8 protein-coding genes and 1 pseudogene are annotated in these 12,076 nt (G+C 58.8%); 4 read left to right on the plus strand and 5 right to left on the minus strand.

The genetic code is table 11. From position 1 onward, the window contains the following. Window positions 1-593: 593 nt before the first annotated feature. Window positions 594-1,208: pseudogene (locus tag C8K44_RS25675) on the plus strand (amino acid ABC transporter ATP-binding protein); the annotation flags it as partial. Between the two features lie 415 nt (window positions 1,209-1,623). On the opposite strand, the gene C8K44_RS25680 reads toward C8K44_RS25675, so the two are convergent. After that, entirely contained in the window at window positions 1,624-2,505 is an 882-nt protein-coding gene (locus C8K44_RS25680) for a helix-turn-helix transcriptional regulator (RefSeq protein WP_146204010.1), read from the minus strand. 387 nt (window positions 2,506-2,892) lie between these two features. Between C8K44_RS25680 and C8K44_RS25685 the strand changes: the two genes are divergently transcribed. Beyond that, a complete protein-coding gene (locus tag C8K44_RS25685; protein WP_109578602.1) occupies window positions 2,893-4,341 on the plus strand; it encodes an amidohydrolase family protein in 1,449 nt (482 codons plus the stop codon). Between the two features lie 1,404 nt (window positions 4,342-5,745). Here C8K44_RS25685 and C8K44_RS25695 read toward each other — a convergent pair. The 3 genes from C8K44_RS25695 to C8K44_RS25705 are packed head-to-tail and all read right to left on the minus strand — an operon-like array spanning window position 5,746 to window position 8,558. Continuing rightward, window positions 5,746-6,927, minus strand: a complete 1,182-nt coding sequence (locus tag C8K44_RS25695; RefSeq protein ID WP_109578604.1) for a DUF3644 domain-containing protein — start codon at window positions 6,925-6,927, stop codon at window positions 5,746-5,748. A gap of 18 nt (window positions 6,928-6,945) precedes the next feature. Then, window positions 6,946-7,761, minus strand: coding sequence for a nucleotidyl transferase AbiEii/AbiGii toxin family protein (locus C8K44_RS25700; RefSeq protein ID WP_109578605.1), 816 nt, complete (start codon window positions 7,759-7,761; stop codon window positions 6,946-6,948). Further along, complete coding sequence (locus tag C8K44_RS25705; RefSeq protein ID WP_109578606.1) at window positions 7,758-8,558, minus strand: type IV toxin-antitoxin system AbiEi family antitoxin; 801 nt, start codon at window positions 8,556-8,558, stop codon at window positions 7,758-7,760. The genes C8K44_RS25700 and C8K44_RS25705 overlap by 4 nt, the downstream gene beginning before the upstream one ends. Window positions 8,559-9,025: 467 nt before the next feature. On the opposite strand from C8K44_RS25705, the gene C8K44_RS25710 reads away from it, so the two are divergent. After that, window positions 9,026-9,679: a hypothetical protein gene (locus C8K44_RS25710; RefSeq protein WP_199227208.1), complete on the plus strand. Its 654-nt coding sequence runs from the start codon at window positions 9,026-9,028 to the stop codon at window positions 9,677-9,679. Here C8K44_RS25710 and C8K44_RS25715 read toward each other — a convergent pair. Beyond that, the gene (locus C8K44_RS25715) at window positions 9,668-10,156 is read right to left on the minus strand and encodes a metallophosphoesterase family protein (RefSeq protein WP_109578607.1); all 489 of its coding nucleotides are present in this window, start codon (window positions 10,154-10,156) and stop codon (window positions 9,668-9,670) included. The two genes, C8K44_RS25710 and C8K44_RS25715, sit on opposite strands and share 12 nt — an antisense overlap. Window positions 10,157-10,448: 292 nt before the next feature. On the opposite strand from C8K44_RS25715, the gene C8K44_RS25720 reads away from it, so the two are divergent. Further along, entirely contained in the window at window positions 10,449-11,927 is a 1,479-nt protein-coding gene (locus C8K44_RS25720) for a protein adenylyltransferase SelO (protein WP_109578608.1), read from the plus strand. The last annotated feature ends 149 nt before the right edge of the window (window positions 11,928-12,076 follow it).

Below are 12,076 nucleotides of genomic sequence, written 5' to 3' on the forward strand. Positions count from 1 at the left end.
CGTTTCACTGACATCATCAGGTCTCCGCCAAATCACGGAAACCTATGAATCACGCTTCCATCCCGCCGGGAATCCTGAATGTCGATTGGCCCTAGGGCTCGTGGACTACATGGGCGCCGACGCCTCTGTGGTTCAGGCTGCCCGCGTTTCGTACGGGGGATGCCACGCCCCAGCAGCATCTCCTCGACAAGGCGCAGGCTCAACGGGAACCGGAAGCACACCCACACTGTATACGCGATGACCGGGGCCGGGAAACGGCAGCGCTTGAAACTTCGGGAGGAGGCGGCATGTCTGTCTTGACCAAAGGGCATCATCCCAAAGTTAAATATGACAACGCCCTTAGGCGACTGTTCCGCACGATGAAATCAGCGAGATAGGCAGCTTCGTTGGAAGCAGCAGAATGAGCGTATGGGCCGACATCGATAAAGGGAGTGCGAGGAAAAGAACCCGAGCTATCTGGTACGCGGCAGTCACTGGGTACGGTCGCGGCGATCATGGGCCTATGCCGATTCCTAAGCGAACTGCGGTGGTCATCGCGACCAGCGTTGACGCTTCGCAGACGACGCTCCATCGCCGTTTCAAACTGGTTAGGGCGGCTGGAGGAGCACCAGTAAGGCAAGATCATCGTCGACGGAAAGGAACTTCACCAACGATCTCAAGAAGATCGACGAGGTGCGCCGCGAAATCGGCATGGTGTTCCAGCACTTCACCTGTCCCCGCATCTCACGATGCTGGAGAACTGCACGCTGGCGCCGATCTGGGTGCGCAAGATGCCAAAGAAGCAGGCCGAGAAAATCGCCATGCATTTCCTCTAGCGCGTCAAGCTCTCGAGCAGGCCAACAAGTATCCGGACCAGCTGTCCGGCGGCCAGCAGCAGCGCGTGGCGATCGCGCGTTCGCTGTGCATGAACCCGCGCATCATGCTGTTCGACGAACCGACCCTCGGCGCTCGATCCCTAAATGATCAAGGAAGTGCTGGAGACGATGGTTGGTCTTGCCGAAGAGGGTATGACAATGCTCTGCGCCGCCCACGAGATGGGCTTTGGCCGTAAGGTGGCCAATCGCGTGATCTTCATGGATCAGGGCCAGATCGTCGAGGAGAACACGCCCGCGGAGTTCTTCGATCATCCGCGCCACGAGCGCACGAAGCTTCCTCAGACAGAGCCTGTATTGATTAGTATTGTCCGAGGGCGGCCGTCTGAGCCATGAGGTTTTGCGGTAAGAAGACGTCTGTATGGACGTCTATATAGAGCGTTGTCACGTTAACTCCGGCATGGCGGCAAGCAGTGTAAGTCGGCCAGCATGAACCTGCCGACCGTTAGCAACAAGCGCCATCGGTTCCCACCGCCGATCATCGCTCATTCAGTGTGCCTGCATTTTCGCTCCCGTGGTCGTGGGTAAGCGCTACGCCGCTCGCCTCGTGCGGTTCCTGAGCTGCATGTGGCAGCAGACACCTGGCTACGTCGGCCGGCTTGACATTGTAGGAGGATCGACGGGCGGCTTCGCTCGGAGAGCGAAAGGGCCCGTCCTAATTTACTAGTTTTCAGCGGAGTCAACGCCTTAGAATGGTGATGACGCCCAGACGCGGAGTTTGCACGACAATCGAGAAATGGCGCGCTACGTACTACCTTGCTGATTTTGCGCACTTGCCAGGCGAATATCCGACATTTCTGCGAAACATTGCGATGAAGGCAGAGGTGCTTTCATACCCTAGGGAATATGCGACTTCCTTCACGGACGAGCCAGTCGACAGCATGATGACCGCCGAGAGAATTTGCGCCTGTCCCCGCCATTTACCGAGCGACATCCCGGTCTCCGCACGGAATCTCCGCGACATGTTCCGCGGACTCATGCCTATGCTTCGGGAAAGCTCACTAACCCCAACCTGGACGGAGGGCGCTTCGATAAGTCGAATGCTCACTTCTCTAAGCCGAGGACTGAGTGGCAAGGGCAGTGCTGGCGTTGAGAGAGGCAGTACGAGGATTTCGTCTAGCAGCACCTCGAGTAGTCGTTGCCGGTGGGATTCTCTGTCGTTTTCCTTTGAGAAGTGACTCGCGCGCTCAATGAGTGCCAGAAACAGAGAACTCGCCGTCAAGGCGGCACATTCCTGTGGCATTTCAGCTGCGCGGTTGAAATCAAGAAATAGCACATAGCCGTCGAAGGAACCGAGGCTGCGAACTCGGTGCACCACACCGCTTGGGATCCACAGCGCGCTTTGAGCGGGAGCAACAAAAACGCTGTCTCGCGTCTCCAGCTGTAGTAGGCCACCAGTTACATATAGAATTTCCGCTCGATTGTGGCAGTGAAACGGCAAACTTCGCCAGTCCGGCACAGCAGAAAGCGAGACGACGCGAATCTCACATTCGAACTGATCGGGATCGAGCTCCGAGCGAAGGCGGTTCCTTACATCCTTCGTCCAGTCATACCGCTTAGGCATGGGTCGCTTGGCTAACTCCGGCCCGCCGGCAGATTTCAGCAAAGAGATTCCTATCTGCCTCTGCTTCAAAATGAATATCCTCCGCGCACCGAAAGCTTCGATGCCGTTGTGGTTTTCTTTCCGTCCCCGGCAAGGAAAGTTACGTCAGAAAACTCGAAATCTGAATGCCGCATAGCGATCAGAACAATGTCTTGAGGTTCCCGGGTCGATAGAGCTCCATCTCGGAAGTCTGGCCTGTCGAAGGTCATTCGTCCAATGCCTCCCTGCAAGATGAGACAATGCCCCGGGCGGGATTGAAACATCGAGACGCGGACAAAGAATATCGAGAAGCGGCCCGATCACCACGTGATCATTGTGACTGGAAACAGGTCAGCTATCACCCAGAGGACCGGCGAGTGATCGGGCGATAGAACGCACCGCTTGCGCTTAGACCGGCAGCTTGGGAGGAGCTATCATATGGAAAATCGCAAGACGGTCATTACTGGTGGCTTCGTCGTCACCATGGATGAAGTGCTGAAAGACCTGCCGCAAGGCGCAATTCTGATTGAGGGAGATCAGATACTCAAGGTCGCTTCCGACCGCTCAGAGTTCGACGGCATCGATGCCGAACTCATCGACGCTGAGGGAGGCATCATCATTCCGGGTATCATCGACACCCATCGCCACACGTGGATGGCACTTTTTCGAGCTGTTTCCGCCGACATGTCCCTGCCTGAATTCCTGGCGTCGACCTTTTATGGTTGGGGCTCGCTTGTCACCGCTGAGGTCATGGGCGCGGCCACGATGGTGGGTGCCCTTGAAGCGATCGATTCCGGCGTCACCACCATCTTCGACTGTTGCGATTGCGTGAACTCGCCCGACCATGCGAGAGCGGCCGTCGATTCGCTGAGGGCATCCGGTATCCGAGCCATCTATGCCTATGGAATGCAGAAATTCGACTTCAAGCCGACCGCGTTCAAAGCGCACGAGCAGCGGCTGGTCGACGCGCGCGCTCTCCGTTCGAACGAGCTCTCCAACACCGATGACCTTGTCGGCATGGGGATGCTCCTGACCGATTTCGGAATACTCCCGTTTGATGAAACGGCAAGCGAGTTTAGGCTTGGCCATGAGCTCGGTCTAAAATTGGCGTCCCACACTGGCGCGGCTTCGACGTCGATCCTCCTGAAAGGCTTGCGAGAACTCAACGATAGGAAACTGCTGCGACCAGGTCATTTGCACATCCACTGCAATGGGCTCACTCCTCCAGAATGGGAGTTGATCGCAAAGACCGATGGAAAGGTGTCAATATCCCCAGAGACAGAGATGCAAATGGGCATGGGCTTCCCGCCGTTCCGCACCTGTCTCAACCACGGCATTTCGCCTTCATTCAGCACTGACATCGTTTGCGTCGGCTCTGGAGACCTCTTCTCGCAGATGCGTCTCGGATTGCAGTTCCAGCGCTGCATAGACAACGATCATGTCCACAAGCATGTTGGTCGCATGCCTTACGAGATCAATTTAAGCGTCCGAGACGCCCTTACCTGGGCTACCGTGAATGGCGCTGACGCCCTCGGCCTGGCAAAATCGGTTGGTTCGATTACGCCCGGCAAGAAGGCCGACATTACCATCGTTTCGGGACGCCGCCATTTCGTTCCCACCTGTCATCCTATCGGATCGGTTGTCTTGCAATCGACTGCGGCTGACGTTGATACCGTCATTGTCGATGGTGTCGTACGCAAGCGGCATGGCAAGCTTGTGGGGCAAGATCTTGAGCGAATCCGCGCCCGTGCGAATGACGCACTGCGCTATGTCCAGAAAGAAGCGGAGAAGCTGCCGAACTATAACCCGACCGATATCGCAAACTGGTTCGAGCAGGCCGAGCGCATGGCTTCCGTCCATTTTGCGCAAGCCTACGCGAGCTCCTAATTCGTTAGCCGCACGATTTTCTCAGCGTGCGGGTTTGGCGTTCGCGATAGAGAACGCGCCGACTCCGCCCGCGAGGACGGCGAGAAACACAGCCTGATTTGGTCCCACCCGACCCGCCGGGCCGAGTATTGCCGGGTCTCAGAAAGAGTGGCTCGGTGGTACGGCTTCCCAAATTAGGGTGGTAATGATGCATCATGGCAACCGTAGAAGGTTTCCCACGCCGAGCTCCGAACCGATTTTGGCGCGCCGATGGTGCGGAGCGGCGTCGAAGAGCGCGTAGCCGCTGTTCGCGCCGTGCTGGTAGAGGATGCGTTGTCGCCCCGGCTGGCGCCGAAGCCGCCGAAATCGGCGCCGGCGAAGGTTTAGATTGTGATCGACGGTACGAGCAGTTGGCGCAGGTGATCCGCGCGGTGCGTACTTCGCGATGATTGTGCCGGGCGCCGACCTGAAGATCTACGTGGCGACACTTCACGGCTGTCCGGTCGACTTCCGCCGTGGCCTTGATGGGCTGGCGGCGGTGGCACAGAGGATGCTCGGCCTTGATCCCTGCAGCGGTGCCGCCAGGGTCTTCCACGCCAAAAGGCGGATCGGTTCAAGATTCTGGTCTGGGATCGCACCGGACTGGTGCTGGTGCACAAGCGGCTTGAGAGCACCAAGTTCGTCTGGCCAGCTTCGCGGCGGCGGAATGCGGATGTCGCCTGCGATGTTTGCGGCATTGTTTTTGGGGCCGGATTGGAGATCGGTTCGGCCCGAGAGGGTTCGGCGTCCGTAGCTTGCAGGGTAAGTGCGACACAGTAATGGCTGACACACGAGGGCTCTTCGACGGTCGGTTTCGCTGATTCCATTGGCGCGGGAGGATCCGCGTCATGCCTGTTGCGGTGAAGCTTCTACTTGGCCTTGGATCTGCGCCGGCTCGCGGCCGGCCTAGGCAAGCCAACCAGAGCCGCCGGCTTTAGCCGTTGGCCGCTGTTCTCGACGGGAGCAGGCCGCGCGGATCGGCGGGATGGACCGCCAGATGCTACGTGACTGGCTCGATTGGTTTAAGGTCGCAGATACCGAAGCATCATGGGATCGAAGTCAGAACTGCTGCGAACGCTTATCGCCGTTTCCAGTGGGAAGTCGGCGGTGTTCGGCGTTCATGGCTCTGTACTGAAATGGTACGCCGGACGAGATGAAACTGGGCACTCGTATGTGATTGTTTTTGCCTTACAATTTCCGAATCTAGCCTGACGGCGAGATTGGTTTGTAGAGGGGATTGGCCCCTACAGGGCCAAAATCGCATACAAACCAATCGTGCAGCAACCTCCCCGCCAGGCGCGGAAATCCTGACACATGAGTCTACGAACGGTCGCGGGGCGAAATCCAAACCCGCCGCAGCCAGGAAGAGAGACCAGGACCACAGGGCTATTTTGCCGGCCTGACCCACCCTTCGCCCAGCTTCTCGATAACCTTGTCATACCAGTTTTGGTACCAGTACCAGGTCTTTGCCACCATCACGCCGTAGCCCTTACCAGCATTCCTTGCGTCGAGCTGATTGGACAGCTGAGTGTGATCGTACATATTGAAGGCGGGAAATCCTGCAGCCTGCGCTTTGGCGACAACCTGCGACGGGAGGTACTTCGGCCTCTCAACCTCCTTCAGGAGTACGCGTTCAACAGCTTCGGCCTCCGGTGAACCCGGCTTAATGAACTCAATGGCCAGGTCGGAATTGGAAGCCTTGCCTGTCACCTTTGGCACAAATGCTACCCGGAAGCGGAATTGCGGGTCTTTCTGTTCGTCCTCTGTCAGCGTCTTGTGAAAATTGTCCATTGCCGTGGCAATGTGAGCCGGCAGGTCTGCACCAATCAGTGCGGTCCTCTGTACGCCATCGAATGTTACGAACTGAAGGGCGATGGGCAGACGCTTCTCCAAAGCGTACTCCCTGCCAAAAAGCTCTTTGATGGCGTCATTGAAGTTAATGCAGCAGGCTTGCAATTTTGCGCTCAGCGCATCGTCGATGCGGTTCGTTGATCGATGTTCGATCTCGTGACGGATTTCTATCAGGAACTTGAGATTGTTGACGACACCCGCTTTCAAAGGGCATTTTCCGGTGGCAAGGCACTGGCTGAGCTCCCAGTATTTTTCTGCACCGCTCGGCGTCTTTTGCACGACGCCTGCTTTCTTGTACCGATAGTCTACGCCTTCGCGCTTGTAGTAGGTATGAAGAAGGTAGGTCCAAGCGATGATGGCGGTCACAATGAAGAGTTCCGCCCTGAAATGGAGGCCGGCGCTGTTGAAGGTGTGGACCGCCGCGATCATGGCTTCCCGCGCTTTTATGAGAAGCTCGTCACCCTTAAGGTGCAATCCTGTTGCAGGGTCGACGTTCGGCCAGACGTCAAGAAAGGCGTCGAGTTCTGCGTCCGTCGCGTTCTTAACGGCTTTGTGTTTGCTGCCATCCCGTATCTCTGAAATGCGGGCGTGGTTGATCGAACGTGTAGGTCGGGAGAAGTAAGCCTGAATATCCTGGGGGACGTATTTGCGCGCCAGCATCGCCTTGACGATGCCGACCTCCCACTTGTCCAGAGTATTACCCGCTCTCCTCGCCATCTCAGCCCTCTCGCCTGCTTAAGCATTGCCCTTCCACGGCTCACCGGGAAGCCGCTGAATTAGTCCCGACCCTACGGCTTCGGCCGCCGCGCCTAAATCCCAAGAATACCCGGTTGCCAGAAGGGGGCTGATATCCGCAGTAAACTGCGGATTGGTGAGCTTTTGATGCATGTTTTGCTCAAACAGCGCGCGCGTTATGGTGTGCCCGCCATGTTCCATGTAGGCGGCAAAGGTCTCGACAATGCGACCGGGATCGACGCCTTCATGCGCAAGGGCGACCGCCAGGTCGAATAGATCGCGGCCTTTCTTGCGCTGATAGAGCGCACGCAGTTTGGTGCCGAGAAGTTCGTCCAACTCGTAGGTCGGTATCTCGCACGCGCCTTCGAACCAGCGCGATGACACTCCGAACGGAATCGACTTGAAGCCGTGCACAGCGAAATGCTCGCGCGAATTGATCTCGACCTTTAGCTTCATATTGATGGGCGGCGCATCTTCCGACGCAAACCGGTACACGAAGGTTACCCGGCCTTCGGTCTGCTTCCAGCGCGGCGTGCCGAGCCACGGGTCAAGAACCGACCGCAGGGCCTCCATAACCGGCCCTGCCGGTTCAGCGCGCATCTGCACTAGATCGATGTCCTCTGAATAGCGCGCGGCCGGTTTGAGATAGAGTTTGTAGAGGGCCGTGCCGCCACGAAACGCCAGCGCTTCCGACAAAACGGGATGGGAAAAAATCTCGACCAGAGCGCGGCAGATAACGAGGTCCTGCTCGACCTGTATGTCCTGAACCCAAGGGGCCTGCGCTCGCCATTCGGTGATATAGTCGCGCGGGATCACAGTTCGGCCTCCACGTCGGCATTGATGTCGAGCTTCCAGCCTTCATCCCGTTCGGCGCCCTTGGCATCCCCTGTCGGTAGCAGAGCCGTTGCCTGCCGGGCATGTTTGCGGACATAGGATTTCAGCGCCTGCGCGCGCTCGCCGGCTTCCCCCTTCTCCAGCAGATAGCCAAGCCGCTGCGCCCAAGGGACAGGCGCTGTCTGCGCCGCGGCGACAAGCTTGTCGGCGTCAAGGTTGTCGGCGAGTTCGCCGAGGATTGTTGCGACCTGGTCAAGTCCGCCGACGTGGTTGTAATAGCCGACAAGATCGACGGCCGTCGCCTCGGGCGTCGACACAAGAACCGTGCCCCGCGGCGTGTTGAAACTCTGCACGGGAATCACGCTGATATTCTTGCGCACAATGAAGCCGACGCGCACCGCGCCGCAGACGATGGGCCGGCGGCTTTTGGCCACCATCACCTGATATTCCTGCGGGCGGTGGTGGGCCGCGCCATGAAACTGGGCGGCCGACAGCAGGCCCGTGTAGTAGGACAGGCCCAGCCGTTTCATCAGCGCCGGAATAAACTGCTCGGCGGGCAGACAGCCGAGTGAGCTGTATTCCGGAGGAACGATGACGTAGAACCCGCGAGCCGGGGAAGCGATCAAGCTTTGCTTCGCCAGCCGGTTCAGGGCCAGTTTTGTGGCATCAGCCGATACGCCCAAAGCCGCCTGAGCCTCGGCAGAGCTGAAATGATAGTGACCACTGGCCGCCAGGCGGGAAATGTAGTCACGGGCATGCAGGCGAGTTTCTGATTTCATATGCATAAAGTATCATTTTTCGATACCTTAAGCAATTGATTTGGACAAAAGGGAGTGCGACAGCACCCCTGGCCATCGCCGAGAGCGGGTGGGTCCGGGTCGATCCGCGTTCGCGGCGGGCCGGGTTGCCGGCCGCGGCGGGGCAAACTGCCCTGCGGCGGACGCGGCCCTGCCCGGCCGAGCGAAGGCGCATCGGAAGGGAGGGCGGGCGGCGTCCGCCCTGGTCCCTTCTTCTGCCAGGATCGTCACCCGTATGGGCGGAGACGGCGCGCCGGCTCCGCAGAGCCGCTTGCGGCGGCGTAGAGCCCGGCCGGCGAAGCCGGGGGCAGCCATTTCACTACAAATGCACGCGCTGGCTGTGTCAGGACCAGACATTTCGAACGTCCCGAGCTGTATTCCGGGTTGCCGTCTATAGTTCCGCCGCGAGCGCTTCGGCCAAGTCTGCCTGCAAGGGTAGGTCAATTCCGATGGACCGGCTCGACACCCTCGTCACTGAACGACTGGCGGAAACCCTCTTCACCGCAGACCGCGTACGGGCGATCCTTGGCGGCCTTCTCGAACGGCAAGCCTCACGGTCGGAAGATCAGGCACACCGCATGACAGCGCTGCAAAGCAAGGTTGCAGATGCCGAAGGGCGTCTATCGCGGCTTTATCAGGCTATCGAAACCGGCGTGGCGGATTTCGCGGACCCAACGCTCAAAGACCGTGTGGCAGATTTGAAGACCGAGCGCGATATGGCGAAGGCCGCGCTTGAGCGGGCCTTCGCCGAGCTTCGTCCTGAAACACGGATCACCGAGGAAAAGATCGCGCTATTTGCGAATCTAATGCGCGAAAACGTGACGAAAGGACCCATACCCTTCCGCCGTGCCTACCTGCGCGCAGTTATCGACCAGGTCGAAGTCGATGATGCGGAAGTCCGCATCCACGGACGGCGGGACGTGTTGGAACGGCTGGTAATGGGCGGAGGGGCGTCTCCCGCAGGAGTGCCCAGTTTTGTTCGGAAGTGGCGCGCCAGACGAGATTCGAACCTGTTGTCAGCTTCGTACGCTTGCGTATGTCTGCTGCCAGTCGTCCTCTCTCAGAGCCGCCAGTCCGTTCGCAGCCCCTGGTCAGCCATGTAGTCGGCTTCGATGAAGATCTGAGGCAATCTCGTAAATCTTGGGCACCAATCGCCCAGGCAAGATCTGGACCATTGCCAAGGTGATGGGCAGCCTGAACCTGCGCGGGCCCGCACTGCCCGGGTTCAGATAAATAGCGTCATCGCGGCTCTCGATACTGGCACGATGAGAATGACCAGAAATCACGAGATTGATCCCCATCATGGCTGGAGCAAACGTCATATCCTTTCGGTCGTGGATCACGAATATCTTCTGCCCGAACAGCGTCACTTGAAGGGTATCTGCAAACAGAGACGCCCACGGCTCGACATCGACATTGCCGCGAATTGCCGAGACGGGCGCAACACGTTCCAATCTCTCGATAATGGTGGGGTTTCCAATGTCGCCCGCATGGACGATGTGGTCGACGCCTTGAAGAAGCGCAACGGCGTCCTCGCGCAGAAGGCCGTGCGTATCCGAGATCACACCGAGCGTGTTCATAGAGCCCAGAACTATCAGTCCTCGCTGACACTGGCGAGATGCTGACTTCGGAGCCGTTGGTCTGCGCCACCCGGAACGAGGACTACGTCAAGAGTACCCATCAGACCCTCGGCCGCTCGCTTCCTTCCAGATATGGAATGGGGCTACAGCGACAACTGACAGCAGCTTCTTGGCTGGACGCCAACATCAGAAACTGCGATTGGGTTGCGACTTAACAGTCCCTCTCAATTTGCTGGCCCGCGCCTCGCGGCATCCCCATTTAGCCGGTAATCTGAACAAACTCCGAGTTGTCATGCGCAGCCCCCGGTTCCAACACACTTATGCCGCCGACCTCCCCGAACGGCTTTACGCCCGTCCGGAGCCATCCTCGGTTTCGACACCGCGTCTGCTCGAACTGAATGAAACATTGGCGACGGAACTGGGCCTCGACATCGGCTGGTTGCGTGGTCCCGACGGTATCGACATGCTGGCCGGAAACCGCTTCCCCGCTGACGCGCGTCCCATCGCCCAGGCCTATGCGGGTCACCAGTTCGGCAACTTCGTGCCGCAGCTTGGCGACGGTCGTGCCGTCCTCGTCGGAGAGTTGCTCGATACCAGCGGCCAATTGCGCGACGTTCAATTGAAGGGCTCCGGTCCGACCCGGTTTTCCCGCAATGGCGATGGGCGCGCTGCGCTCGGACCGATGATGCGCGAGTACATTGTCAGCGAGGCGATGCACGCCCTCGGCATCCCAACCACGCGAACGCTGTCGCTGGTTGCCACTGGCGAGCACGTCTTTCGCGAGACCAGGCTTCCCGGAGCGCTGATAGCGCGCGTTGCCGCGAGCCACATCCGCGTCGGCACGTTCCAGTACCTTGCCGTACGGGAAGACATCGACGGCCTGAGGGCATTGGCGGACCACGCAATTGCGCGGCACTATCCGCATCTCGCCGAAATCCCCCGTCGCTACCTTGGGTTTCTCAACGGCGTTGTAGCAGCGCAGGCGAAGCTGGTGGCACAATGGATGCTGGTCGGCTTTATCCATGGGGTGCTCAATACCGACAACGTCGCAGTTTGTGGCGAGACGATCGACTATGGCCCATGTGCGTTCATGGACGCCTATCATCCGGCGACCGTGTTCAGTTCCATCGACCATCAAGGCCGCTACGCCTTTGCAAACCAGCCCCGCATCACCGTCTGGAACCTGGCGCGACTGGCCGAAGCGCTGCTGCCCATTCTGGGGAACGAAGCAGGCGGAGACGATGAAGGCTTCGAGGAGGCGAAAGCGTCGATCGGATCGTTCCAGGCGCGCTACGAGGCTGCGTTTCATGAAGGCATCCGCCACAAGGTCGGGCTGTTTACCGAACAAACGGGCGACCTTGATCTTGCTACCGAACTGCTTCACCTGATGGCGCGCAACGGGGCGGATTTCACCCTTACATTTCGCGATCTCGCCCATGAGATCGACGGCTCCGGCCGAGTACGCAACCACTTCATCGACCCTACTGCTTTCGATAGCTGGGCTTCGCGCTGGCGTGAACGGCTGGCTCGCGAGCCGGATACTCTAGCCGACCGGACTGCTCGGATGCGCACGGTGAACCCGAAATACATAGCGCGCAATCACCGTGTCGAAGCTGCCATCGCCGCAGCCACCAATGAGGGCGACTTTGGCCCTTTCCAGAGTTTGCTCGCCGTCCTGGCGCGCCCGTTCGACGAGCAGCCCGAGATGGAGAAATACACGCAGCCACCAGCAGACGAAGAGCGCGTCCTGCAGACATTCTGCGGTACGTAATTGCGACTACGGAAAAGTGCGGAATGAGAGTTGCTGCCTGATCGTCTAACCATGCATGGTTCGGCGAGAATGGGGTGGGGAGAGGAATGGCAGCTATTGCTGTTCGTGGGAGCGGAAGCCATCACTGGGATCGACGCGCTTTTTTTGCC

Origin of the sequence: Aminobacter sp. AP02, from assembly GCF_003148805.1 — a bacterium.
Taxonomy (GTDB): Bacteria; Pseudomonadota; Alphaproteobacteria; order Rhizobiales; family Rhizobiaceae; genus Aminobacter.

Bases quoted from the DNA above. Each gene is read 5' to 3' on its own strand.
- C8K44_RS25720 (WP_109578608.1), top strand. From the start codon at position 10,449: ATGCGCAGCCCCCGGTTCCAACACACTTATGCCGCCGACCTCCCCGAA.
- C8K44_RS25710 (WP_199227208.1), top strand. From the start codon at position 9,026: ATGGACCGGCTCGACACCCTCGTCACTGAACGACTGGCGGAAACCCTC.
- C8K44_RS25705 (WP_109578606.1), bottom strand. From the start codon at position 8,558: ATGAAATCAGAAACTCGCCTGCATGCCCGTGACTACATTTCCCGCCTG.
- C8K44_RS25685 (WP_109578602.1), top strand. From the start codon at position 2,893: ATGGAAAATCGCAAGACGGTCATTACTGGTGGCTTCGTCGTCACCATG.
- C8K44_RS25715 (WP_109578607.1), bottom strand. From the start codon at position 10,156: ATGAACACGCTCGGTGTGATCTCGGATACGCACGGCCTTCTGCGCGAG.
- C8K44_RS25695 (WP_109578604.1), bottom strand. From the start codon at position 6,927: ATGGCGAGGAGAGCGGGTAATACTCTGGACAAGTGGGAGGTCGGCATC.